Genomic DNA, 23,336 nt, shown 5'->3' with positions numbered 1-23,336 from the left:
AAAGAGATGCTTATTCTGATTTCACCTGCCAAAACTCTGGATTACCAGAGCCCCCTTGCCACACAGCGCTATACCCAGCCTGCGCTGCTGGAGTATTCGCAGCAGTTGATCCGTGAGGCCCGTAAGCTTTCCGAACCACAAATTGCTTCGCTAATGGGCATTAGCGATAAGCTGGCATCGCTCAATGCAACGCGCTTCCATGACTGGCACCCGGACTTCACGCCGCAAAACGCCCGTCAGGCTATCCTTGCCTTTAAAGGCGATGTCTACACCGGTCTGCAGGCAGAAACCTTAAGCGAAGAGGATTTCGACTTCGCTCAGCGCCATTTGCGCATGCTCTCCGGCCTGTACGGCGTGTTGCGCCCCCTGGATCTGATGCAGCCCTATCGTCTGGAGATGGGCATCAAACTGGCGAACCCACAAGGTAAGGATCTCTATAGCTTCTGGGGCGACATCATTACCGATACCCTGAATGCCACCCTGACAGAGCAGAATGACGACGTGGTGATCAACCTGGCTTCGGATGAATACTTTAAATCGGTACGGCCGCAAAAATTGAAAGCGACGCTGATTAAGCCGGTCTTTCTGGATGAGAAAAATGGCAAGTTCAAGGTGATTAGCTTCTACGCCAAGAAAGCGCGCGGCCTGATGAGTCGCTATATCATCGAAAATCGACTGACCCGACCAGAACAGCTCACGGCGTTTGATAGCGACGGCTACTTCTTTGATGCCAGCGCCTCAGACTCCGGTGAACTGGTCTTTAAACGCCACGAACGTTAACGTCAAAACGCCAGCTCGAAGGCTGGCGTTTTGATTAATAGCGGTGGTGATGGTGATGATAGTGCGGCGGCGGCGGCCGATGCCCGTGATGGTGGTAACGCGGCGGTGGCGGCGGCGGACGATGCCAGTGATGACGTTCGTGGTCGAAATGGTGGTGGCGCGGCGGCGGCGGCCGGTGATCGTGGGCCTGTGCCGCAAAGGGCGCCGCTATCATCATTATGAATGCCAGTGTGAAGGCTCTTAACATCGTCTTCTCCTTATTCTCGCCCCTTTCGGGACTACGCATTCATCCTATAAGAGCCCGAATTAGTTTTTTATCCTGTGAAGTCCTAATTCTCTCCTGGCAGCACGCATAGATAATTTATGCTTATTTACTGCCATTTTTCTGCACATTATCTTCACAATTACGGATATAAATAAAAAAACCGCCAATCAAGGCGGCTTTTAACAGAAGAAATCTCTTATTTACTTTTCAGAAGAAGCTGACTCAAAACAGTGAAATCTGCCGGTATAACGCTGGATAGCAGAGGAAGATCGGCACGTTCAGCCAGCGCTTCGGGCAGTTCCAGCGATTCGCCAAGGATCTCCTCGACGCTCTCCTTAAACTTCGCCGGATGCGCCGTACCCAAAAACAGACCAAACTCACCAGGCTGTAGATTATCGCGCAACGCACGCCAGGCCACTGCGGCATGGGGCTCGGAAAGATAACCCAGCCCTTTCAGTTTGCGCACGGTCTCTTTGGTGGTTTCATCATCCACGGCGGCGTAGCCAAGATCGCTCAGGCGCCAGGTCTTACGACGGAACAGCTCTTCAACCCGCGGCCAGTTGTTAGGCTGGCTGACATCCATCGCATTGGAAAGCGTCGCGCGGGTCGAATGGGGCGACCACTCGCCGCTTTCCAGATAGCGCGGAACGGTGTCGTTAACGTTAGTCGCAGCGATAAAACGCTTCACTGGCAGCCCCAGCGCTTTCGCCAGCAGCCCGGCGGTCAGATCGCCGAAGTTACCGCTCGGCACCGAAACTACTAACTGATTACGCGCTTCCTGAGGCAGCTGCGCCACGGCTTCAAAGTAGTAGCAAATCTGCGCCAGCAGGCGGCTGATGTTGATGGAGTTCGCGGAATTCAGCCCCAGTTGCTGCTTCAGAGGCTCATCGTCGAAGGCCTGTTTCACCAGCGCCTGGCAGTCATCGAAATCGCCTTCCACCGCGACAGTTTCAATATTGCCACCAAGCGTACAGAACAGCTTCTCCTGCAGCGGGCTTATCTTGCCGCGCGGATAGAGAATTACCACCCGCACATTTTTCAGACCGTAGAAGGCGTGAGCGACTGCGGCACCGGTATCGCCAGAGGTGGCGGTCAGGATAGTCACCGGCTTATCGCCGCTGATATGCGTCAGCATCTGGGCCATAAAGCGACCGCCAAAATCCTTGAACGCCAGAGTCGGGCCGTGAAACAGCTCCAGACAGGCCACATCGTCACTGACTTTCGTCACCGGCGCCGGGAAGGTGAAGGCGGCGCGTACCCGCTCCTCCAGAATTTCCGGCGTAATTTCGTCGCCGATAAAGGCCGAGAGAATGCGACTGCTGCGCGGAACAAAGTCCATCTCCAGCAGTTCGTCGATCTCCGTCAGGCTAAATTCCGGCAGCCCGTGCGGAAAAAACAGCCCCTGATTTTTCCCCAGTCCCTGTGTCACGGCCTGCGCAAAGCTGACCTGCTCGTTATGATCTTTCAGATTATAGAGTTTCATGCGTTATCCCAGTACTCGTGCGCCCGCCGTATCCAGACGGCAAATATGAACGAAGCCTTCATCATTCTGTAAATAGTGCTGGCTGAGCCAGTCCGCCGCGCGCTGCGCCGTTTCCTGCTTATCGCATACCGCAAACAGGGTCGGGCCAGAGCCGGAAATACCACAGGCCAGCGCGCCGATCTCACCAACGGCGCGTCGGGCTTCGGCAAAGCCCGGCAGCAGCTTCGCCCGGTAGGGCTCGGCGATGACATCACGCATCAGCGCTGCCGCAAGCGCCGGCTGGCCACTGTGGCAGGCGTGAATAAAGCCTGCCAGACCGCGCCCGTGGCTGATACAGTCCTGACGACGATACTGCGCTGGCAGAATCGCCCGGGCTTCAGCGGTGGAAACTTTAATTCCCGGGTAAGCCATCACCCAGAACCACTCTTCAAAGCAAGGCACCGACTGGCTGATAATCCCCTGCTCTTCTATCATCAGTTGCATACCGCCCAGATAGCAGGGCGCCACGTTATCGTAGTGGACGCTACCGGAGATCCGCCCTTCCAGCTCCCCCATCAGCGCCAGCAGACGGGTCTGATCCAGAGGCCGATCGCAAAATTCATTGAGCGCGACCAGCGCCGCAACGACTGAACAGGCGCTGGATCCCAATCCGGATCCAATCGGCATATTCTTTTCCAGGGTCATCGCCACCGGAATCTGCTCGCCTAGCTCCTCGCAGAAACGCTCCCAGCACTGGTACACAATGTTGTCCTGCGCCCTGGCAGGGAGCTTGCTAACGAAACTTCCGGCATTATCCAGGCTGAACTGGCTGGCCCGCTCCACGCTAACGCAGTCGCCAAGCAGTGAACCGTCGGCCGGCGATACCGCCGCCCCCAGCACGTCGAAGCCGACGCTGACGTTGCCAATTGAGGCAGGGGCATAAACTTTGACCATTATTAAACTCCCGAATTCCAGGACAGGGTGCGCAGCAGATCGGCGAAGACACCGGCCGCCGTCACGTCATTGCCGGCGCCGTAGCCGCGCAGGACCAACGGCAGAGGCTGATAATAGTGGCTGTAGAACGCCAGCGCGTTCTCGCCGTTTTTCACCTTATAAAGCGGATCGTTACCGTCCACTGCCGCGATCTGCACCCGGCAGCCGCCCTGCTCGTCAATCATCCCGACGTAGCGCAGCACCTTACCTTCATCCCGAGCCTGCGCCACCCGTGAAGAGAAAAGATCGTCAAGCTGCGGCAGGCGCGCCATAAATTCCTCTACCGGGCCGCTGGCATCGAAGCTTTCCGGCAGTACCGGTTCGATAACGATATCCTCCAGCTCAAGGCTGTAGCCGCTTTCACGAGCGAGGATTAGCAGCTTACGGGCCACGTCCATACCGGAAAGGTCATCACGCGGATCCGGCTCGGTATAGCCCATCTCACGCGCCGTACCGGTCGCCTCCGACAGGCTCATGCCCTCATCCAGCTTACCAAAAATAAAGGAGAGCGAACCGGAAAGAATCCCGGTGAAACGCTGTAGCTCATCGCCGGCATTCAACAGGTTCTGAAGGTTTTCAATAACCGGCAGGCCCGCCCCAACGTTGGTGTCATACAGGAACTTACGGCGCGAGCGGCCCGCTGCGGTCCGCAACTGGTGGTAGTAAGCCATAGATGAGGTATTGGCTTTCTTGTTCGGCGTGACGACGTGGAAGCCTTCGCTCAGGAAGTCGGCATACTGGTCGCCTACCGCCTGGCTGGAGGTGCAGTCGACGATCACCGGGTTCAACAGGTGATAATCCTTCACCAGGCGAATCAAACGCCCGAGGTTGAAAGGCTCCGAGGCCTCTTCCAGCGCCGGGCGCCAGGCCTCGAGATCCAGACCGTGAACATTGGTGATCATGGCCCTTGAGTTGGCTACGCCGCACACCCGCAGATCGATATTCTTTTTCTTAAGCCAGGTCTGCTGGCGCTTGATCTGCTCAAGCAGCGCGCCGCCAACGCCGCCAACGCCGATCAGGAATACTTCCAGCACCTGCTCGGTGTTGAACAGCATCTGATGCACCACGCGCACGCCTGTGGTGACGTCATCATTGTTCACTACCACCGAGATGGACCGCTCGGAAGAGCCCTGAGCGATAGCTATGATATTGATGTTGGCCCGGGCCAGCGCCGCGAAGAACCTGGCCGAGATGCCGCGTAGGGTACGCATACCGTCGCCCACTACTGAGATAATCGCCAGACGTTCGGTGATGGAAAGCGGCTCCAGCAGCCCCTCTTTCAGCTCCAGATGGAATTCCTCTTCCAGGGCGCGTCTGGCGCGTAGTGCATCGCTCTGGGGCACGCAGAAGCTGATGCTGTACTCTGACGAGGACTGAGTGATAAGCACCACCGAGATGCCGCTACGCGACATAGTGGCGAACACCCGGGCCGCCATGCCAACCATGCCTTTCATTCCCGGCCCGGAAACGCTGAACATCGCCATATTATTCAGGTTAGAGATGCCTTTAACCGGCAGGTTTTCGGCTGCATCGCTATCCAGACCAATCAGCGTACCCGGCGCCTGAGGATTGCCGGTATTTTTAATCAGACAGGGGATCTGGAACTGGGCGATGGGGGAAAGCGTACGGGGGTGAAGGACTTTGGCGCCGAAGTAGGAAAGCTCCATAGCTTCCTGGTAGGACATCGACTTCAGTAGTCTGGCGTCCGGCACCTGGCGCGGATCGCAGGTATAAACCCCATCGACATCGGTCCAGATCTCACAGCAGTCGGCACGCAGGCAGGCCGCCAGTACCGCGGCGGAATAGTCAGAGCCATTACGCCCCAGCACCACCAACTCCCCCTTATCGTTACCGGCGGTGAAACCAGCCATCAGGATCATATGGTCGGTAGGGATGCGGCTGGCGGCGATACGGCGGGTAGATTCGGCAATGTCCACCGTCGATTCAAGGTAATGCCCCACCGCCAGCAGCTTCTCAACCGGGTCCAGCACAGTGACCTGATGACCCCGCGCCTGGAGCAGCGCCTCCATAATGGCGATGGAGAGCTTCTCGCCACGGCAAATCAGCGATGCATTGATGGCGTCCGGACACTGCCCCAGCAGGCTGATGCCGTGCAGAACATGCTTGATTCGCGCGAACTCCTGACCCACCCGCTCCTTCATACGCTCCAGGGGAAAACCGGGTTGCGCCTCCGCCAGCCCCTGAAGCAGGGCATCGAAGATCTGTTCGGCATCGCTGATATTCGGCAGAGGATCCTGGCCTGCGATGGTTTTCTCAATCATTGCCACCAGGTGATTGGTGATTTTGGCCGGGGCAGAAAGCACGGTCGCCACCTGCCCCTGTCCGGCATTACTTTCCAGAATGTCGGCGACCCGTAAAAATCGCTGGGCATTCGCCACTGATGTACCGCCGAATTTCAACACTCGCATTTCCAGATACCCCCTGGTTTTTTAAGCTCAAAAAAAAGCCCGCATCCTTCAGGGTGCGGGCTTTTTTCATTTTTTCCTGTACGCGTCAGCCCGCCCCGTTACCTGTGGTAATGGTGGTGGTAATGGTCATGGTGGTCAGGCCGATGCGAATCATGATGTTTGTGTGCTCTAAATTATTCTGTCCGTCTTGCGTTATATATTGGTTAAAGTATCTGCCGGGCTAAGTCAATGAATTTTTAAGTTGCTCACGGTAATTAGCTTTTCACGCCCTGCCTGCGGACAGCCAACAGACTTCTCATATCCGCCAGCCATAACGCACAAAACTGGTTTTTTATATCGATAAACTATCCATTTACGGCATTATCATCCGACAGCCTTTTTTCGATATCATGCAGCAGTTGGTGCAACATTGCGGTGTCTCTTTGGGCTAACAGACCGATTCGCTGTTCCAGCCAGGCAGACAATTTGAGATCGTCTGCCACCGCCAGCCGGGTCAGTAGTCTGGCGATTCTCTGGCGCAGCGCACGCAGTTGCCCAGCGTCGGCAACGGCTTCCTGGCGCGGTTCAATCTGCAGCAACCCGGAAAGCTGATAGCAGTAAACCATCACCGCCTGCCCAAGATTAAGCGACGGGTAATCTGCAGCCATGGGCACACCGGTCAGAATATCAGCCAGCGCCAGCTCTTCATTGGTCAGCCCTGAATCTTCCCGGCCAAACACCAGCGCCAGCGTGGGCAGCCAGCGCCCTTTTTCCTCCAGCAGCGGCAGTAGCTGTTGAGGCGTAGCGTAGTAATGATACTGAGCCCGGGTACGCGCGGTGGTGGCGACAGTGAAATCGACATCGTGCAACGCGGATTCAAGGGTGGGATATTCTTCAATATTATCAATGATATCAGTCGAACCATGGGCCACATAGCGGGCGGCAGGTTGACGATGAGCTTCGCTATCCACGATCCGCATTTCGCTAAAGCCCATGGTCTTCATGGCCCGCGCGGCAGCACCAATATTTTCAGCTCTGGCCGGCCCGACCAGAATCATAACTAAACGCATAATCCCTCTTTATACAAAAACCAGTAAACACCATCAGGAAACAAAACAGCGCGCAATCAGGAAAAATTCGCGCCAACAATTTACTTTATTGCAACAATTTTCTCCCCTTTTTGCGTAGGGTAATTTATAATAAAAACTTATAAATTTGCGTACTGACAGACAAACGGAACTTGCGATACCACATCCGTTATCTTGTTGTTCGTCAGCCAGAAATATCCTGGTGCTGTCCCGGGCTTTTTCCATTGATTCCATTTATCGATTCATCAGGGAAGCCGGTGTGATTATTAAAAAAATGTGACGAACAGAACCAGTACGCTACGAAGATTTCATCACTCTGTTAACGTGCTACAATTGAAATTGATATATGTCAACGAAGCGTAGTTTTATTGGGTGTCGGAAACCTCATGCCCTGTTATGTTGCTGTTAAAATGGTTAGGATTACAGCCGTTTTTAACACCGTCGGGTCTTGAGGGATATAGAGCCCACGACCAAGCTAATGATGTTGTTGACGTTGATGGATTGAGCATCAAGAACGCAATTACGTACTTTAGTCATGTATGGCCGGTCATGTTAATTTGCGACATGTACCAGGCAGGTCAGGGACTTCTGTACTCCTGTTTCGATTTTAGTTGGCAATTTTAGGTAGCAAACATGCAGACCCCTCACATTCTTATCGTTGAAGACGAGTTGGTAACACGCAACACGTTGAAAAGCATTTTCGAGGCAGAAGGTTACGATGTCTTTGAAGCGACCGATGGCGCCGAAATGCATCAGATCCTTTCTGATAATGACGTTAACCTCGTGATCATGGATATCAACCTGCCGGGTAAAAATGGCCTGCTGCTGGCCCGTGAGCTACGCGAACAGGCAAATGTGGCACTGATGTTCCTGACTGGCAGGGACAACGAAGTGGACAAGATCCTGGGTCTTGAAATCGGTGCGGATGATTACATCACCAAACCGTTCAACCCACGAGAACTGACCATCCGAGCCCGTAATCTGCTGCAGCGTACCATGAATCTGGGCGCCGTTAGCGAAGAGCGCCGCTCCGTTGAAAGCTACAAATTCAACGGCTGGGAGCTGGACATCAACAGCCGTTCGCTGGTCAGCCCTACCGGCGAGCAGTATAAACTGCCGCGTAGCGAATTCCGCGCCATGCTGCACTTCTGCGAAAACCCGGGAAAAATCCAGTCCCGTGCCGAACTGCTGAAGAAAATGACGGGCCGCGAGCTGAAGCCGCACGACCGTACTGTGGATGTCACTATCCGCCGCATCCGCAAACACTTTGAATCGGTACCGGATACGCCGGAGATCATCGCCACGATTCACGGTGAAGGTTACCGCTTCTGCGGCGATCTCCAGGAGTAAGCCACTCCCGGAGCCACAAAAAGGCCGCTTATGCGGCCTTTTTGTGTTGAGCCGTTATTTCCACGGCATAATGGGCACCGCACTCAACGCATTCTTCGGCGAACCTTCCACGACTTTGTCGGAATAGCTAAGGTAAATCAGTGCATTGCGACGTTTATCATAGAAGCGAACCACCTGAAGCTTCTTAAACACCAGCGATGTCCGTTTGCGAAACACCATCTCTCCTTCCGCTTTCCCCGCCTTGATCTTGTCGCTCAACGTAATCGGCCCAACCTGCTGACAGGAAATAGCCGCGTCTGCGGTATCCTCCGCCAGCCCCAGTCCGCCCTTGATGCCACCGGTTTTCGCCCGGCTCAGGTAGCAGGTCACGTTCTTCACATCGGGATCGTCAAAAGCTTCTACGACGATTTTGTGATCCGGGCCAAAGATTTTAAATACCGTATCTACCGAGCCTACCTGCTCCGCCTGTACGCCGCGGGCCGTAAACGCTAACAGCAGCGCAGCTGCCAACACCTTATATTTCATATTGTTACCAATTTTTAACATTACGTTCAGTGACTATTAGACATCTGATAAAAAAAACGTTTAATATCACGTTATTAAAATTTTCAGAGAGATGTGCGTGTTTTTTAAGCACGTGTTGCTAAAAAAAACACTGAATGCGTCATCATTGAAAAATGATATCATTCGCGGCAGAAATCAGGCACTCGCTCGTCAGGATTGAGGATATTATATGGATCAGGCTGGGATCATTCGCGATCTACTAACCTGGCTGGAAAGCCATCTCGATCAACCCCTGTCTCTGGATCACGTCGCCGCCAGGGCTGGCTACTCCAAGTGGCACCTGCAACGAATGTTCAAGGATGTGACCGGGCACGCTATCGGTGCCTATATCCGGGCTCGCCGTCTGTCCAAGGCCGCCGTCGCGCTACGCCTGACCGCACGTCCGATTCTGGATATCGCCCTGCAGTACCGCTTCGATTCACAGCAGACCTTCACCCGCGCCTTTAAAAAGCAGTTTGCGCAAACGCCAGCCCTCTATCGCCGCTCCCCCGAATGGAGCGCCTTTGGGATGCGTCCGCCAATCCGGCTTGGTGAGTTTACGCTACCTCAGCCCCATTTTGTGACGCTGCCGGAAACTCATCTGATGGGCATAACCCAAAGCTACAGCTGCACGCTGGAGCAGGTGAGCGAGTATCGGAACGAGATGCGGATGCAGTTCTGGCGTCAGTTCCTGAGCAATGCGCCGAGCATTCCACCGGTGCTCTACGGGCTGCATGAACCGCGCCCCAATCAGGAAAAAGATGACGAGCAGGAGGTCTTCTATACAACGGCGGTTCTGCCAGAGCAGGCCAGTGGTTGCCCACATGAGGCGCATCCGGTCACGCTGGAGGGAGGCGAGTACGTTCAGTTTAATTACGAAGGGCCGACCAGCGGCATTCAGGGCTTTATTCTGATGATTTACGGCACCTGCATGCCCACGCTGAACCTGACCCGGCGGCATGGGCAGGATATCGAACGCTTCTACCCATCCCATAAGGATAAAGTAGAAGCGAACCCGCAGAAGCTACGCTGCGAATATCTGATTCCGGTACGCCGTTAGTTAACGCTGTAGTTCATCCAACGCGGGGGCGTCCAGATGCGAGACGTCTCCCGCCGTTTCCACCACCCAGCCGGACGCCAGCCACGGGCTGTGTTGATGATCCACCCGGGAAATCGAACAGTTTCGCAGACGCAGACGACGCTCGGCCCAGGACGGCAGTCCCAGAATGGTGCTGACCAGACTGCCCAGCGCCATACCATGGCTAACCAGCAGCGGGCGACTCCCTTCCGGCAGGTCAAGGCAGGCGTTCAACGCCGCGTGCATACGCTCGCTGACGTCAGTCATCGACTCCCCTTCCGGAATACGTCCGTCCGGGGTGCCATTCACCAGGCGCTGACGCCAGCCTTCTTCTTCCTCGGTCAGAGAATCAAGCTGACGGCGCTCCAGCACCCCCATATGCAACTCACGCAGTCGCGGATCCAGCGTCACCTCGCAGCCACAGGCGTCGGCAATGATCTCCGCCGTGCGCTTTGTGCGCCCCAAATCGCTGGCAATCACATGCGTGATTCCCATATTTCTCACCCGTTGCGCGACCTGATGCGCCTGCTGCTCACCTTTTTCGGTAAGCGGGCTGTCCGACTGCCCCTGAATGCGGCGCTCGGCATTCCACTGCGTTTCGCCATGGCGAACAAGGTATACCTGTAACATGCTTATGATCCGTTATACTGCTTTCACAATTTTTAAACAGGGTTCCACAGAATATGCTTCATGTCATCTGCGCGACCCGGAACCCCGCCAAAATTCAGGCGATTCTGGGCGCTTTTGAACAGATTTTCGGTAACGGATCCTGCCACATCGACGCCGTTGACGTCGAGAGCGGCGTACCAGAACAGCCCCTCGGAAGTGAGGAAACAAGACGTGGCGCACGTCAGCGGGTGGATAACGCCCGTCGTCTTCAACCCAAAGCAGACTACTGGGTCGCCATTGAGGCAGGAATTGACGACGACAGCACCTTTAGCTGGGTGGTGATCGAAAGTCCGGATCGGCGTGGCGAAGCGCGTTCAGCAACGCTACCGTTGCCCGAAGCCATCATGACACGGATACGCGCCGGGGAGGCGCTGGGGCCAGTCATGTCAGACTGGAGCGGAATTAGCGAGGTGGGACGCAAAGAGGGGGCCATCGGCATCTTTACCGCCGGCCAGCTAACGCGCGCCAGCGTTTACCACCAGGCCGTGGTGCTGGCTCTGAGCCCCTTTCATAACGCGATCTACCGCTGAGGCAAGGTCTCGGGAAGCGCCCGCTCCAGCCAGGCGAGCAGGTCAGGTGGGGCGGACTTCAGACTGTTCGAGCCGCGGGTAATGGTCGCAATGCCGGCGCCGAGCTCATTTTTCAGCTCGCGCTGGCTCATTTCACCACGCAGCAGCTCTTCGATAATCCGCACCCGGGTACCCAACGCATCGCGCTCATCCGGGGTCAGCAGCAACGTCAGTAACGGCAGATGCAGGCCGTCATCAAAGGAGTGCTTCAGCAGTTCGACAAAACGTAGCCACTCCTGGTCACGCTGAAGGTTCGGATCCGGGGAAAAGGGAGATTGCTGGGTCATGATATGCCGCCATACTCATTCACTAGTACAGCAGCATACCACATAATATCGCAAATCAGTAACGGCCCTGCCACTCGGCATCGGTCATCAACTGCGCTGCGCTATCCCCCATAAAGTGACGATAATAAGCGTCGTAGGCCAGCACGTTCTTCACATAGCCGCGGGTTTCCGAGAACGGAATACTCTCAACGAAGGCCACTGCATTAATGCGGCCGCCGCTGTTGCCGCGCCAGGTTTTCACCCGCCCCGGACCGGCGTTATAGGCCGCCGAAGAGAAGATGCGGTTATTGCCGAACTGCTGATAGACGTACTCGAGATAGCTGGTCCCAATCTGGATATTGGTTTCTGGATCGAGCAGTTGGTTACTGCCGCTATAGCCAGGTATCCCATTCATCTTCACCGTATGGCTGGCAGTGGCTGGCATCAGCTGCATCAGACCCGTGGCCCCCACCGGCGAACGCACCTTCGGATTCCAGGCGCTCTCCTGGCGGGCAATCGCCATCGCATAACTGTTAGTGATACCTTTACCGCGGGTATAGCGCTCAAAAGTAGACTGCCAGGCCAATGGGAAGCGTTCTTCCAGATGGTTCCACAGCTTACCGGCAATGGTGGCCTGCACGCTCAGATCCCACCAGCCGCGCTCCAGCGCATAGTGCGCAAGACCCGCCTGCTCCGATGCCGTACGACTGCTCACCAGATTGGCCCACTCGCCGCGTGCGGTGTTATCCAGCCCCCAGTACATCAGTTCGCGAACCCGGGCCATCTCGGCCCCCTGAACCAGGACGCTGTTCACTGACGGTGCTTTATCGATACGCAGCTTGTAGTCTTCGCCCAGACGCTGAGCCGCCACCATCGGATAGAATCCGCGTTCTTGCATCAGAGAATGCAGAATCTCTTTGGCTTCCTCATCACGCCCGCGATCCAGCAGCAGATCGGCCTGCCAGTAGCGCCATTCATCTTTCGCTTTGGCATCCATAGGCAGGCGCGCCAGCCAGGTATTCAGACCGCGGCGATCGCCGGTGCCTAACGCCATACGCACCCGGCGCTCCAGCAATGAGGTGGAATCGGAACTCATGATCACGCTATCGCGCCAGCGGCTCTGCTCGTCGGTCACGTCATTGCCCATCATGCGCCAGGCGACACTCTCTTTCAGTTCCTGCTGCTGAGCAGCATCCAGCTTCTGGGCCTGCGCCAGCGAAGGAATCATTAAACGGGCATTTTCCGCATCCTGACGCGCCACGCGATCAAAAGCCGCCGCCGCCATCTGACGGGTAAAGTTGGTTGGCGAAACACTACGGGCAAAGGCCAGTACATTATTCGGGTTATTCGCCAGGTCGATAATCGCGCTGGAGATAGTTTGATAGTCGGAGGGCATCTCGCGAGCAAGATAAGTCACCAACCCGGTATCCCCTGCCTTCATCGCCAGGCGAATCCGCTCCAGGTAAGCTTCCGGGCTCTGCTGACCGGATGAACGCCATGCGGAAAACAGTTTGTCGCAGGCATTGGGTCGACTCTTTCCGGTCAGCCACAGCGTTTTCGCCCCCTGCCAGGCCTGCTGAGCCTGTCCGGTATTCCACTTCGCGTAGTAGTAATTGCACTGGGCTTCAATACCGCGCGGCTCCTCAGGGCTGAACGCCAGTAGGCCGCGCCAGTCTTCGCGACGCGCCAGTTCATTGACGTAGCGCGATGTCAGGCTCCTCGCCACTGGCAGCGTTGGATATTTCTGAACAAACTGCTTAACGGTGACCGCCGGTTCGGTTTTCAGGGAGTCGGTAATCTGGCGGTATTCCAGGTAGGGGTAGAGCGGGTAATCGCGCAGGCCGGGCATCAGTTGCGCGACCACATCCATCTGCCGGTTGTCCCACGCCTGCTTAATCTGCGAATAACGGCTGCGCTGCTCATCCAACGAATCCGCCCGCGCCGCCTGGCTCAGGGTCACCAGACACATCCCCGCAGCCAGCAGTGACCAGACTGCCTGTTTAGCTTTTCCCACAAGAATTCCTCACGTAATCAACGTTATTAACCGCAGCTTCATGCCGCCTTAAAATTTTTCACCTGTGTTCATGCTAACCAGGCGAACAAGGTTGCGCCACGTTACGGACGTTTTTTTACTTAGATTCAGCATAATTCCCCTAATAAAAAAGCGGCATTTTTAGCCGCTTCTGCTTCAATTTATAGAGTACAACCGTGCCGTTTAACGGCCCCCCTTAATGATAAGGATTGCAGGAGAAAACAATGAGTAAGCCTTATGTTCGCCTGGATAAACAAGACGCAGCCGTGCTACTGGTCGATCATCAGACCGGGTTGCTCTCTCTGGTTCGTGATATTGAACCGGATAAATTCAAGAATAACGTGCTGGCGCTTAGCGACCTGGCCAAATACTTCCATCTGCCCACCATTCTGACCACCAGCTTCGAAACCGGTCCAAATGGTCCGCTGATACCTGAACTCAAGGAGCAGTTTCCTGATGCCCCCTATATTGCCCGCCCGGGGAATATTAACGCCTGGGATAATGAAGACTTTGTTAATGCGGTAAAAGCCACCGGCAAGAAACAGCTGATTATCGCGGGCGTCGTGACCGAGGTTTGCGTCGCCTTCCCTGCCCTTTCAGCCATTGAAGAAGGATTCGAGGTCTTTGTGGTGGCCGATGCTTCCGGCACCTTTGATCCCATCACCCGTGACGCCGCCTGGCGGCGCATGGAGCAGGCCGGCGTACAGCTGATGACCTGGTTCGGCGTGGCCTGCGAACTGCACCGCGACTGGCGCAACGATATCGAAGGTCTGGCCACCCTGTTCTCTAACCATATTCCCGACTACCGCAACCTGATGACCAGCTATGACCGGCTGACTCAGAAGGGTTGATAGTTTGCCTGCGGGTATTAACTTACCCGCAGGCTTAGCTTCTGGTCTGATTAACCAGTTTTTGTTTACAATACGTTATCAACTTGTTTTAAAAAAAGGCTTACATGGATATCTGGCTGAATAAGAACCGTTTTTCTGATTACTTCTTCACCATGGCAAACCTCGAGGCCCGGCAGTTACACAATCTTGCCCAGTCAGTTTCTGCCTTTCACCTGAAAGACAGCCTGGTCAGAATCCAGTTTCAAAAAGAGATTCGCTCTTTTATTGATGCTCAACTCAGCACGATCCGCGCGGCCACCACAGACACTGAATGCCAGACATGTATACAGAACCTAAAACAAGAAAGAGAGCACCTTTCCTTTCAGGATCGGCTTCTACGTACAGGTGAAGCCAAACTTCAGGCGGCAGTTCAGTTTGTCAGGAAAGATGAAAACTGGGGATATATCATCAACGGCGTCGGTATAGTTCTAAGTTCATTACAAACTATTGCAGGCGTTGGGGTGATGTTTGGCTCCATCGCGACAGGTAATATTGTTGGCGCTGGATTTGGTGCTATGTTGTTCCTGCACGGGATAAATGGAATGGAAGAAAGCTATAAAAACCTCAGATTTGGGAGAAATGACTCAACAGGTTTTCTTAAAGGTACCTACATTTCCACAGCAGAATTTCTTGGGTTTGAGCGAAAGACAGGAGAGTTAGCCTATAGTTCCATCGATCTTGTTCTATCCGCCTACGGCATGACACGATTCATACTGAAGCCTGAATCCTGGCGTCTATTCCATCACATGAACGCAGATTATGTTCGGGGAATCACTCTGATGAGCAAAACGGAACTTGCTTTTGAAGTTTACAGTGATGGTATGGCAATCAAATCAATATACGACAGCTACAATAAATGACGGTTTCTCTTCAGGAATAAAAACGCCTTAACAGCAAGCTTCATTGGTGCCAGGAAATAGAGAATAACAATCCCTAAAAAAGCCGCAAAAGAGTAAGCCTCAATATCTTCCTGGCTGCCAGTAATCCATACCTTAATCCAGAATCCAACCAGGATGAGGATAAGAACACAGCAGCCTATAAAACGTTTTTGTAGCTCTTCCAATAAAACCAGATAAGATATGTGCCTTTTGTTGACATGTTGACGTAGCGCATCGATATCTTTAGGTGAAAATCCATGATTATAAAGAACTTTCTCCATTTCAGCGCTATTCATTTTGTCCCCAACATTTTATCTGGCCCTTATCGCATAATAACTCATTTATAACAAATTTATAACCACAATATGCTTCCGCCGCCTTACCAGCAACGCATAAAACGCCGGGCTTTAAAACCGAGCTTTAACGGTGTAAAGGCATAAAAAAACAGGAAATATAATGGCCAGAGGGATCGTTGCAGCGATGGCAGCCTTAAAATCTTCATACATCAACGTCCAGACGAAACCGACAGCCACCAGCGCCAACATACCCACTGACACAATGAAACGTACGCGAAGCTGCCCCAGAAGTACCGGGTAGGTTACGCCACTTTCGCCCAGATACTGGCGTAACGCCCTAATCTCCTTCACGGTGAATCCACCGCGGTTTAACTGACGCTCCATCCCTGCACTATTCATCTTAATTTCCCATCGCATGATAAACGCATTCAGAATGCCTTCCCCATTCACCCCACATCTGGGATTAAGGCGTGAAAAAGGCTACACTTCGCCACTAAGACTAACCATTTACTACGATAAAAGAGGCGAAGTCGCAACGTGGCTCAATTCGTTTATACCATGCATCGTGTCGGCAAAGTGGTGCCGCCGAAACGCCATATTCTGAAGAACATCTCCCTGAGCTTTTTCCCTGGGGCCAAGATCGGCGTGCTGGGCCTGAACGGCGCCGGTAAATCCACCCTGCTGCGCATTATGGCGGGTATCGATACCGATATTGAAGGCGAAGCCCGCCCGCAGCCCGGTCTTAAGATTGGCTACCTGCCTCAGGAGCCGCAGCTTAATCCAGAGCAGACGGTGCGCGAGGCCGTTGAAGAAGCGGTCGCCGACGTGAAAAACGCCCTGACCCGCCTGGATGAGGTTTACGCCGCCTATGCCGATCCGGACGCCGACTTCGACAAGCTGGCGAAGGAACAGGGTGAGCTGGAAGCGATTATCCAGGCCCACGACGGTCATAACCTGAATATCCAACTGGAACGCGCCGCCGATGCGCTGCGCTTGCCGGAATGGGATGCCAAAATCGCTAACCTTTCCGGTGGTGAACGCCGCCGCGTGGCGCTGTGCCGCCTGCTGCTTGAAAAACCGGACATGCTGCTGCTGGATGAACCGACCAACCACCTGGATGCCGAATCCGTCGCCTGGCTGGAACGTTTCCTGCACGACTTCGAAGGTACCGTGGTCGCTATTACCCACGACCGTTACTTCCTCGACAACGTCGCTGGCTGGATCCTGGAGCTGGACCGTGGCGAAGGGATTCCGTGGGAAGGCAACTACTCCTCCTGGCTGGAGCAGAAAGATCAGCGTCTGGCCCAGGAAGCCTCTCAGGAAGCCGCCCGTCGTAAATCCATTGAGAAAGAGCTGGAGTGGGTACGTCAGGGCACCAAAGGCCGCCAGTCCAAGGGCAAGGCCCGTCTGGCTCGCTTCGAAGAGCTTAACAGCGCCGAATACCAGAAGCGTAACGAAACCAGCGAACTCTTTATTCCACCCGGAGCGCGTCTGGGCGACAAAGTGCTGGAAGTGGCCAATCTCACCAAGTCCTACGGCGATCGCGTTCTGATCGACGACCTGTCGTTCTCGATCCCCAAAGGAGCGATCGTGGGGATCATCGGCCCGAACGGCGCCGGTAAGTCCACCCTGTTCCGGATGATCACCGGAGCCGAACAGCCCGATTCCGGCGATATCGCCCTGGGCGATACCGTGAAGATCGCGGCCGTAGAGCAGTTCCGCGACGCGATGGATGACAAGAAAACGGTCTGGGAAGAGGTCTCTGGCGGTCTGGACATCATGAAGATCGGCAACTTCGAGCTGCCGAGCCGCGCCTATGTCGGCCGCTTTAACTTTAAAGGGACCGATCAGGGCAAGCGTGTCGGCGAACTTTCCGGCGGTGAGCGCGGACGTCTGCATCTGGCCAAGCTGCTGCAGGTTGGCGGCAACATGCTGCTGCTCGACGAACCGACCAACGATCTGGATGTAGAAACCCTGCGCGCCCTGGAAAACGCCCTGCTGGAATTCCCCGGCTGCGCCATGGTCATCTCGCATGACCGCTGGTTCCTTGACCGTATCGCTACCCACATTCTGGACTATCAGGACGAAGGGAAAGTGGAGTTCTTCGAAGGTAACTTCACCGAATACGAAGAGTACAAGAAGCGTACCCTCGGCGCCGAAGCGCTGGAGCCGAAGCGCATCAAGTACAAGCGGATCACCGCCCGCTAATAAAGCAGAAGAGGCGCCGATGGCGCCTCTTCTTATTCTACCGCTTCCCCCATCAGCTGCTTCACCAGCTCCACGCAGCGCAGGAAGCGCGCGTCGTAGTCCGACTCCGCCACCAGCACATACTCAATATCGTTCTCTTTCAGCATCGACACCAGCAGCGCCTGAAACGCCGCCCGATCTGCCGGACTGCCCAGACTGCGTAAGCCATCGGCGACCCAGGGGGTGTTATTTTCCAGCAGAATCACCAGATCGAAGCGATATTCATCAATCAGCGCCTGCACGAAAGGATGTTTACGCCCTTCATAGCGCACGCAGAAGGCCTGGGTTGAGACAAAATCGGTATCGATAAAGGCCACCTTATTGGCGTACTTCACCGCAAAGTCGATGTACTGGGCGTGGCCAAGGGCGATCTTATCGTAGTCGGAATACTGTAGCGCCATCTCATCGCCCCCCAGATGAGAGAACACATACTCCCGCCCGTACTCCCAGGCGCTGGTGGTATTGAAGATATTGGAAAGCTTATTCACCAGCGTCGACTTACCGCTCGACTCTCCGCCCAGTATCGCCACGGTGCGCACAAAGAAGGGCTTCACCTCAGTAGGAATATACTCCCAGTAGCGGAACGGATTTTCACGGATCCGGGCGCCGCTGATATTCATAAAGGTACGCTCAGGGTCCACCAGCACGGTCTCAATTCCCAGATGCTCCAGATACTGCGGCGCGTCAGTCTCTTCCGAGGTATAGATCCGGTCCGGCTGAATCCCTTTTTCGGCCATAAACTGTTTAATGCCGTGGCTCCAGACATCCCAGCCGTGGGGATAGGGCTCCATCCCCTCTTCATTAAAAGGATGAATGTGGATGTTCTTTTGATATTTAAAGGTCTGGAGCAACCAGCGCAGCCGGTCGCTAATGGTAGGCTGCTGAGACATGGCGCTGGCTTCGAACAGCGCCCGGTCGCGGGGTTCGTCATAGCCCATAATGATATGCAGCTCATCCACCTGGCTACAGGCCCGCTGAATCAGATAAATATGGCCGGTGTGCAACGGGTAAAATTTACCGAACACCACCCCGACACGCTTAGGCTTAAGGGGATATTCCAGCCCCAGAAAGCGATGCAGCGCCTCCAGCTTACGGGCGCTGGGGCTCTTGATTTTGGCATTCAGCAACTGGCTGAGGTAGCCCTTGGTCATGCCGCTGGCTTCCGCCACCTGCTGCAGGGTGCAGCCCTTCTGGCGGATCGCGGTCTTCAGGTAGTCGAATGACGACATAATATGGGCTCCAGAATTACAGGTCGTCAAAGACGGTCAGCGCGTCCGACAGTTTCTTCACGCCGAACACCTGCATCCCTTCCGGCGGCTTCTTCGGCACGTTGGCCTGAGGCACAATGGCGCGACGAAAACCGTGGCGGGCCGCTTCGAAGATACGCTCCTGGCCGCTCGGCACCGGGCGAATCTCACCGGCCAGTCCCACCTCACCGAATACCACCAGATCCTTCGGCAATGGGCGATCCCGCAGGCTGGAAACCATGGACAACAGCAGCGCCAGGTCGGCGCTGGTTTCCATCACTTTGACCCCGCCCACCACGTTGACGAACACGTCCTGATCCGCCATCTGCAGGCCGCCATGACGATGCAACACCGCCAGCAGAATCGCCAGGCGGTTCTGCTCCAGCCCCACCGCCACACGCCGGGGATTCGACATCATCGACTGATCCACCAGCGCCTGGATCTCCACCAGCAGCGGCCGGGTTCCTTCCCAGACCACCATCACCGAACTGCCCGACGTGACCTCGTCGCCGCGGCTCAGGAAGATAGCAGAGGGGTTGCTCACTTCCCGCATTCCCTGTTCAGTCATCGCAAAGACGCCCAGCTCGTTTACCGCGCCAAAGCGGTTCTTGTGACTGCGCAGGGTACGGAAGCGGGAATCGGCGTCACCATCCAGTAACACCGAGCAGTCGATACAGTGCTCCAGAACCTTCGGCCCGGCCAGTGAGCCGTCTTTAGTCACGTGGCCGACCATAATAATGGCAACGCCGCGGGTCTTGGCGAAGCGCGTCAGATAAGCCGCAGTTTCCCGCACCTGAGCCACGCTGCCGGGAGAAGACTGAATATCCGCCATATGCATCACCTGAATGGAGTCGATCACCATCAGCTTCGGCTCCTCCTGCGAGGCAATTTCGCAGATCTGCTCGATGCTGGTTTCCGACAGCATATTCAGGTTATCGGTCGGCAACCCCAGACGGTGGGCGCGCATCGCCACCTGCTGTAGCGACTCCTCGCCGGTGACATACAGGGTCTTCATCTGATCGGCAAGCTGGCACATGGTCTGCAACAACAGCGTCGACTTACCGGCCCCAGGACTTCCGCCGATCAGAATCGCACTGCCCGGCACCACGCCGCCGCCCAGCACCCGATCAAACTCTTTAAAGCCGGTGGAAAAACGCGGCAACGACTCCAGGCTAATCTCCGAAAGTTTCTGCACCTTGCTAACGCCCGCACTGCCCGCATAGCCGCTCAGTCGCTCGTTACGCGCCGCCTGGGGCGAGGCGGCGATGCGCACCTCGGTAATGGTATTCCAGGCATGGCAGGCGCTGCACTGCCCCTGCCAGCGCGGAAAGTCCGCACCACACTCATTACAGACAAACGCGCGTTTTGCCGCTTTCGCCACCGCTGTTACCTCGCTCTGTTACCGTTTTAACCCCGCTCTGCGGCGAGGAGAAATGCTTACTCTTCCTGCTTCAGGCTGCCTGACAGGATGCAAAAGACGCCCATCAGGCTGGCGTGACGAATGGTCACCTCCGCCTTCTCATTCACTTTGGGTTTGGCATGATAAGCCACTCCGAGCGCCGCCCGCTTCAGCATGGGCAGATCGTTGGCACCATCGCCAATCGCCACCGTCTGCTCCGGGGCGATATTGTACTGCTTCGCAAGGCGAGTCAGGGTACTGGCTTTAAACTTCGCATCCACCACCGTACCGATCACCTCACCGGTCAGTTTGCCGTCGACGATCTCCAGTTGATTAGCCACCGCTTCGCACAGATGCAGACGTTCGCGCAGGTGATCGGCAAAGAAGGTAAAACCGCCGGAGGCGATTGCCACCTTCCAGCCAAGCGTCTCCAGTTTCAACACCAGAGACACCAGTCCCGGCATCAGCGGCAGCTGCTCCAGCACCTGGCTGAGGATACGAACATCGGCCCCCTTCAGGGTCGCCACCCGCTGACGCAGGCTGGCGGTAAAATCCAGCTCGCCGCGCATCGCCCGTTCAGTGACCTCGGCCACTTCATCACCGGTTCCGGCCAGCTTCGCGATCTCGTCAATGCACTCGATCTGAATCGCCGTCGAATCCATATCCATGACCAGAAGCCCCGGCGTACGCAGATGAGGGATCTTGCCCAGCGGCGCCACATCCAGCCCCGCATCGTGCGCCAGGCGGGTGGCGCGAGTCGTCAACGATCCCGCCAGCCGGATAACCTGATACTCTTCTACACACCAGGCGCTGACGATAACCATGGCCGCCCCCAGCTTACGCTGGTATTGGGTCAGCCGCTCTTTATCCAGATTCCGGCCATACAGAAGCCAGCCGCTACGCCCCGCACGATAGTCGAGCGGCATAACCTCGTCACCGCTCAGGGAGAGGGGCAACCCGGGCCAAAGAGAGACATCATTTGGCAAATCACACCAGGTCAGACTATTTGGCATTAGCGTACAGCTCCTGTATTCAGTTAATGGCCGGAACAAAACAACGCATGAGGCTACCCTGTAGCGGGCGCTTCTGGCAACATGCTGCCAGCAAATTTTCAACGGGAGAGATATGACCAGCGCAAAACTTAAATTCCGCCTGCATCGTGCGGTTATTGTACTGATCTGTCTGGCGCTTCTGGTGGCGCTGATGCAGGGAGCCTCATGGTTCAGCCAAAGCCATCAGCACGCGCGTAATCTGCAAATGGAAGAGATGGCCCGTACCCTGGCGCGCCAGGTCAGTTACAGTCTGGTCCCCCTGATGGGGGGCGAATCGCCGGACGAAAAAGGCATCCTGCAAATTCTGAATCAGCTAACCCACGATAGCCGAATACTCGACGCCGCTGTCTACGATGAAAGCGGCGCCCGGGTGGCGCGGGCTGGCGAAAGCGTGGCGCTACGCGACAGGCTGGCCATCGATGGTAAAAAAGCGGGCAGCTATTTCAATCGTCAAATCGTACAACCCATTGAGAAGAAAGGGAATCTATTAGGTAATCTGCGGCTGACGCTGGATACCCACACCCTGGCGACCGAGTCGCAGCAGGTAGATAACACCTCCAATATCCTGCGCCTGATGTTGCTGCTGGCGCTGGCTATCGGCATCGTGTTAACCCGTACGCTGCTGGAAGGTAAGCGTACGCGCTGGCAGCAGTCCCCTTTTCTGTTGACCGCCAGTCAGGATCTGCCCGATGACGATAACGAAACGCCTCAGGACCAGAAAAAGCCCTGAAGCGCTCTGAGCGCCACGCCCCGCCTGGCGCATCATGATAAAATCAGGCTCTGCTTCAGGAAAGGATCCCGCTATGTCTGCTCTGCGATTACTGATTTCCCACTCTCACGATCCCTGGTTTAACCTGGCAGTGGAAGAGTGCATCTTCCGCCAGATGCCCGCCACCCAGCGCGTGCTGTTCCTGTGGCGCAACGCCGATACCGTGGTTATTGGCCGTGCCCAGAACCCCTGGAAAGAGTGCAACACCCGGCGAATGGAACAGGACAACGTGACGCTGGCCCGACGCAGCAGCGGCGGCGGCGCGGTATTTCACGATCTGGGCAATACCTGTTTTACCTTTATGGCTGCCAAACCGGAATATGATAAAAGCGTCTCTACGGCCATTGTTATCGACGCCTTACGCCGCCTGGGCGTTAGCGCCAGTGCATCCGGACGTAACGATCTGGTGATGGAAACCGCTGAGGGGCCACGCAAAATCTCTGGCTCCGCCTACCGTGAAACCCGGGATCGCGGTTTCCACCATGGCACGCTACTGTTGAATGCCGATCTCAGCCGGCTGGCGAACTACCTGAATCCGGATCGGAAAAAGCTTCAGGCTAAAGGGATTACCTCGGTGCGCGGGCGGGTAGCCAACCTGAGCGATTTCGTGGAGCAGATTAGTCATCAGCAAGTGTGCGACGCCGTCGAAGCAGCCTTTTTCGACCACTATGGCGAGCGCGTCGCGCCGGAGTATATCTCCCCGGATGCTGCCCCCGATCTGCCGGGATTCTCAGAAACCTTTGCCCGCCAGAGCAGTTGGCAGTGGAACTTCGGCCAGGCCCCGGCCTTCAGCCATCTGCTGGACGAACGCTTTGTCTGGGGCGGCGTGGAGCTGCACTTCGATGTCGAAAAGGGGCACATCACCCGCTGCCAGATGTTTACCGATAGCCTGGAGCCCACACCGCTGGAGTGGCTTGCGAAACGGCTGGAAGGCAGTGCCTACCGCAGTGAAGTGCTGAAAGTCCAGTGCGACGCGCTGGCAGAAGAGTTTCCGGACCAGGCCTCCCAGCTACGCGAACTGGGTGCGTGGATAGCCCAGGCGGTAAGCTGAAAGA

Annotated in this window: 23 protein-coding genes, 1 pseudogene and 1 other annotated feature; of the genes and pseudogenes, 9 read left to right on the top strand and 15 right to left on the bottom strand. The window is 55.7% G+C overall.

All coding sequences use genetic code 11. The features are described from left to right. Nucleotides 1-6 precede the first annotated feature (6 nt). Nucleotides 7-780, top strand: coding sequence for a peroxide stress protein YaaA (yaaA, locus tag SCU88_RS03775; RefSeq protein WP_175340343.1), 774 nt, complete (start codon nucleotides 7-9; stop codon nucleotides 778-780). A 34-nt stretch (nucleotides 781-814) separates the two neighbouring features. Here the strand turns inward: yaaA and SCU88_RS03770 are convergent, their stop codons facing one another. The 6 genes and pseudogenes from SCU88_RS03770 to yjjY all read right to left on the bottom strand — a co-directional run bounded on the left by SCU88_RS03770 (nucleotide 815) and on the right by yjjY (nucleotide 7,533). Beyond that, entirely contained in the window at nucleotides 815-1,027 is a 213-nt protein-coding gene (locus SCU88_RS03770; protein ID WP_175340344.1) for a hypothetical protein, read from the bottom strand. Nucleotides 1,028-1,241: 214 nt separating this feature from the next. Beyond that, nucleotides 1,242-2,528, bottom strand: coding sequence for a threonine synthase (gene thrC, locus SCU88_RS03765; protein ID WP_175340345.1), 1,287 nt, complete (start codon nucleotides 2,526-2,528; stop codon nucleotides 1,242-1,244). Between the two features lie 3 nt (nucleotides 2,529-2,531). Further along, nucleotides 2,532-3,461 (bottom strand): homoserine kinase, encoded by a 930-nt coding sequence (gene thrB, locus SCU88_RS03760; protein WP_175340346.1) that lies wholly within the window; start codon nucleotides 3,459-3,461, stop codon nucleotides 2,532-2,534. Nucleotides 3,462-3,463: 2 nt separating this feature from the next. Further along, on the bottom strand, nucleotides 3,464-5,929 hold the full coding sequence (thrA, locus tag SCU88_RS03755) for a bifunctional aspartate kinase/homoserine dehydrogenase I (RefSeq protein WP_138095680.1): 2,466 nt from the start codon (nucleotides 5,927-5,929) through the stop codon (nucleotides 3,464-3,466). A 28-nt stretch (nucleotides 5,930-5,957) separates the two neighbouring features. Continuing rightward, nucleotides 5,958-6,076: a sequence feature (Thr leader region), on the bottom strand. Nucleotides 6,077-6,273: 197 nt separating this feature from the next. After that, nucleotides 6,274-6,978, bottom strand: a complete 705-nt coding sequence (locus SCU88_RS03750; protein ID WP_175340347.1) for a tRNA/rRNA methyltransferase — start codon at nucleotides 6,976-6,978, stop codon at nucleotides 6,274-6,276. 412 nt (nucleotides 6,979-7,390) lie between these two features. Beyond that, a pseudogene (gene yjjY, locus SCU88_RS03745) lies at nucleotides 7,391-7,533 on the bottom strand (protein YjjY). Nucleotides 7,534-7,629: 96 nt separating this feature from the next. Between yjjY and arcA the strand changes: the two are divergent. Beyond that, nucleotides 7,630-8,346: a two-component system response regulator ArcA gene (gene arcA / locus SCU88_RS03740; protein ID WP_138095678.1), complete on the top strand. Its 717-nt coding sequence runs from the start codon at nucleotides 7,630-7,632 to the stop codon at nucleotides 8,344-8,346. Nucleotides 8,347-8,400: 54 nt separating this feature from the next. Here the strand turns inward: arcA and creA are convergent, their stop codons facing one another. After that, nucleotides 8,401-8,871, bottom strand: a complete 471-nt coding sequence (creA, locus tag SCU88_RS03735) for a protein CreA (RefSeq protein WP_175340435.1) — start codon at nucleotides 8,869-8,871, stop codon at nucleotides 8,401-8,403. Nucleotides 8,872-9,079: 208 nt separating this feature from the next. On the opposite strand from creA, the gene robA reads away from it, so the two are divergent. Continuing rightward, nucleotides 9,080-9,949, top strand: a complete 870-nt coding sequence (gene robA, locus SCU88_RS03730; protein ID WP_138095677.1) for an MDR efflux pump AcrAB transcriptional activator RobA — start codon at nucleotides 9,080-9,082, stop codon at nucleotides 9,947-9,949. Here robA and gpmB read toward each other — a convergent pair whose 3' ends face one another. Next, nucleotides 9,950-10,597, bottom strand: a complete 648-nt coding sequence (gpmB, locus tag SCU88_RS03725) for a 2,3-diphosphoglycerate-dependent phosphoglycerate mutase GpmB (RefSeq protein ID WP_138095676.1) — start codon at nucleotides 10,595-10,597, stop codon at nucleotides 9,950-9,952. Between the two features lie 53 nt (nucleotides 10,598-10,650). Here gpmB and yjjX point away from each other — a divergent pair, with 53 nt between their 5' ends. Further along, nucleotides 10,651-11,166, top strand: a complete 516-nt coding sequence (yjjX, locus tag SCU88_RS03720; protein ID WP_175340348.1) for an inosine/xanthosine triphosphatase — start codon at nucleotides 10,651-10,653, stop codon at nucleotides 11,164-11,166. Here the strand turns inward: yjjX and trpR are convergent. Then, entirely contained in the window at nucleotides 11,157-11,492 is a 336-nt protein-coding gene (gene trpR / locus SCU88_RS03715) for a trp operon repressor (protein WP_138095674.1), read from the bottom strand. The two genes, yjjX and trpR, sit on opposite strands and share 10 nt — an antisense overlap. Nucleotides 11,493-11,547: 55 nt before the next feature. Next, the gene (gene sltY / locus SCU88_RS03710) at nucleotides 11,548-13,485 is read right to left on the bottom strand and encodes a murein transglycosylase (protein ID WP_175340349.1); all 1,938 of its coding nucleotides are present in this window, start codon (nucleotides 13,483-13,485) and stop codon (nucleotides 11,548-11,550) included. A 242-nt stretch (nucleotides 13,486-13,727) separates the two neighbouring features. Here sltY and ycaC point away from each other — a divergent pair, with 242 nt between their 5' ends. After that, nucleotides 13,728-14,354, top strand: coding sequence for an isochorismate family cysteine hydrolase YcaC (gene ycaC, locus SCU88_RS03705; protein ID WP_175340350.1), 627 nt, complete (start codon nucleotides 13,728-13,730; stop codon nucleotides 14,352-14,354). Between the two features lie 104 nt (nucleotides 14,355-14,458). Further along, complete coding sequence (locus SCU88_RS03700) at nucleotides 14,459-15,253, top strand: DUF4225 domain-containing protein (protein WP_175340351.1); 795 nt, start codon at nucleotides 14,459-14,461, stop codon at nucleotides 15,251-15,253. On the opposite strand, the gene SCU88_RS03695 is transcribed toward SCU88_RS03700, so the two are convergent. Then, complete coding sequence (locus SCU88_RS03695; RefSeq protein ID WP_175340352.1) at nucleotides 15,241-15,567, bottom strand: hypothetical protein; 327 nt, start codon at nucleotides 15,565-15,567, stop codon at nucleotides 15,241-15,243. The genes SCU88_RS03700 and SCU88_RS03695 overlap by 13 nt on opposite strands. A 111-nt stretch (nucleotides 15,568-15,678) precedes the next feature. After that, on the bottom strand, nucleotides 15,679-15,984 hold the full coding sequence (locus tag SCU88_RS03690) for a hypothetical protein (protein ID WP_175340353.1): 306 nt from the start codon (nucleotides 15,982-15,984) through the stop codon (nucleotides 15,679-15,681). Nucleotides 15,985-16,104: 120 nt separating this feature from the next. Here SCU88_RS03690 and ettA point away from each other — a divergent pair, with 120 nt between their 5' ends. Then, nucleotides 16,105-17,775, top strand: coding sequence for an energy-dependent translational throttle protein EttA (gene ettA / locus SCU88_RS03685; protein ID WP_175340354.1), 1,671 nt, complete (start codon nucleotides 16,105-16,107; stop codon nucleotides 17,773-17,775). 32 nt (nucleotides 17,776-17,807) lie between these two features. On the opposite strand, the gene nadR is transcribed toward ettA, so the two are convergent. Genes nadR through serB form a run of 3 tightly spaced genes read right to left on the bottom strand, consistent with a single transcriptional unit; the run spans nucleotide 17,808 to nucleotide 21,473 of the window. Next, the gene (gene nadR / locus SCU88_RS03680; RefSeq protein WP_175340355.1) at nucleotides 17,808-19,043 is read right to left on the bottom strand and encodes a multifunctional transcriptional regulator/nicotinamide-nucleotide adenylyltransferase/ribosylnicotinamide kinase NadR; all 1,236 of its coding nucleotides are present in this window, start codon (nucleotides 19,041-19,043) and stop codon (nucleotides 17,808-17,810) included. A gap of 16 nt (nucleotides 19,044-19,059) precedes the next feature. Next, nucleotides 19,060-20,442 (bottom strand): DNA repair protein RadA, encoded by a 1,383-nt coding sequence (gene radA / locus SCU88_RS03675; RefSeq protein WP_138095667.1) that lies wholly within the window; start codon nucleotides 20,440-20,442, stop codon nucleotides 19,060-19,062. 56 nt (nucleotides 20,443-20,498) lie between these two features. Then, the gene (gene serB, locus SCU88_RS03670; RefSeq protein ID WP_175340356.1) at nucleotides 20,499-21,473 is read right to left on the bottom strand and encodes a phosphoserine phosphatase; all 975 of its coding nucleotides are present in this window, start codon (nucleotides 21,471-21,473) and stop codon (nucleotides 20,499-20,501) included. 112 nt (nucleotides 21,474-21,585) lie between these two features. Between serB and SCU88_RS03665 the strand changes: the two genes are divergently transcribed. Then, a complete protein-coding gene (locus SCU88_RS03665) occupies nucleotides 21,586-22,242 on the top strand; it encodes a YtjB family periplasmic protein (protein WP_138095665.1) in 657 nt (218 codons plus the stop codon). A 73-nt stretch (nucleotides 22,243-22,315) separates the two neighbouring features. Continuing rightward, nucleotides 22,316-23,332, top strand: coding sequence for a lipoate--protein ligase (locus SCU88_RS03660; RefSeq protein WP_175340357.1), 1,017 nt, complete (start codon nucleotides 22,316-22,318; stop codon nucleotides 23,330-23,332). The last annotated feature ends 4 nt before the right edge of the window (nucleotides 23,333-23,336 follow it).

This window comes from Jejuibacter sp. L23 (genome assembly GCF_050815825.1).
Lineage (GTDB): Bacteria > Pseudomonadota > Gammaproteobacteria > Enterobacterales > Enterobacteriaceae > Jejubacter > Jejubacter calystegiae.
The sequence above is the reverse complement of the archived record's forward strand: the minus strand, read 5'-3'. Positions and strand labels throughout refer to the sequence as shown.

Bases quoted from the DNA above. Each gene is read 5' to 3' on its own strand.
- yaaA (WP_175340343.1), top strand. From the start codon at position 7: ATGCTTATTCTGATTTCACCTGCCAAAACTCTGGATTACCAGAGCCCC.
- SCU88_RS03770 (WP_175340344.1), bottom strand. From the start codon at position 1,027: ATGTTAAGAGCCTTCACACTGGCATTCATAATGATGATAGCGGCGCCC.
- thrC (WP_175340345.1), bottom strand. From the start codon at position 2,528: ATGAAACTCTATAATCTGAAAGATCATAACGAGCAGGTCAGCTTTGCG.
- thrB (WP_175340346.1), bottom strand. From the start codon at position 3,461: ATGGTCAAAGTTTATGCCCCTGCCTCAATTGGCAACGTCAGCGTCGGC.
- thrA (WP_138095680.1), bottom strand. From the start codon at position 5,929: ATGCGAGTGTTGAAATTCGGCGGTACATCAGTGGCGAATGCCCAGCGA.
- SCU88_RS03750 (WP_175340347.1), bottom strand. From the start codon at position 6,978: ATGCGTTTAGTTATGATTCTGGTCGGGCCGGCCAGAGCTGAAAATATT.
- arcA (WP_138095678.1), top strand. From the start codon at position 7,630: ATGCAGACCCCTCACATTCTTATCGTTGAAGACGAGTTGGTAACACGC.
- creA (WP_175340435.1), bottom strand. From the start codon at position 8,871: ATGAAATATAAGGTGTTGGCAGCTGCGCTGCTGTTAGCGTTTACGGCC.
- robA (WP_138095677.1), top strand. From the start codon at position 9,080: ATGGATCAGGCTGGGATCATTCGCGATCTACTAACCTGGCTGGAAAGC.
- gpmB (WP_138095676.1), bottom strand. From the start codon at position 10,597: ATGTTACAGGTATACCTTGTTCGCCATGGCGAAACGCAGTGGAATGCC.
- yjjX (WP_175340348.1), top strand. From the start codon at position 10,651: ATGCTTCATGTCATCTGCGCGACCCGGAACCCCGCCAAAATTCAGGCG.
- trpR (WP_138095674.1), bottom strand. From the start codon at position 11,492: ATGACCCAGCAATCTCCCTTTTCCCCGGATCCGAACCTTCAGCGTGAC.
- ycaC (WP_175340350.1), top strand. From the start codon at position 13,728: ATGAGTAAGCCTTATGTTCGCCTGGATAAACAAGACGCAGCCGTGCTA.
- SCU88_RS03700 (WP_175340351.1), top strand. From the start codon at position 14,459: ATGGATATCTGGCTGAATAAGAACCGTTTTTCTGATTACTTCTTCACC.
- SCU88_RS03695 (WP_175340352.1), bottom strand. From the start codon at position 15,567: ATGAATAGCGCTGAAATGGAGAAAGTTCTTTATAATCATGGATTTTCA.
- SCU88_RS03690 (WP_175340353.1), bottom strand. From the start codon at position 15,984: ATGCGATGGGAAATTAAGATGAATAGTGCAGGGATGGAGCGTCAGTTA.
- nadR (WP_175340355.1), bottom strand. From the start codon at position 19,043: ATGTCGTCATTCGACTACCTGAAGACCGCGATCCGCCAGAAGGGCTGC.
- serB (WP_175340356.1), bottom strand. From the start codon at position 21,473: ATGCCAAATAGTCTGACCTGGTGTGATTTGCCAAATGATGTCTCTCTT.
- SCU88_RS03665 (WP_138095665.1), top strand. From the start codon at position 21,586: ATGACCAGCGCAAAACTTAAATTCCGCCTGCATCGTGCGGTTATTGTA.
- SCU88_RS03660 (WP_175340357.1), top strand. From the start codon at position 22,316: ATGTCTGCTCTGCGATTACTGATTTCCCACTCTCACGATCCCTGGTTT.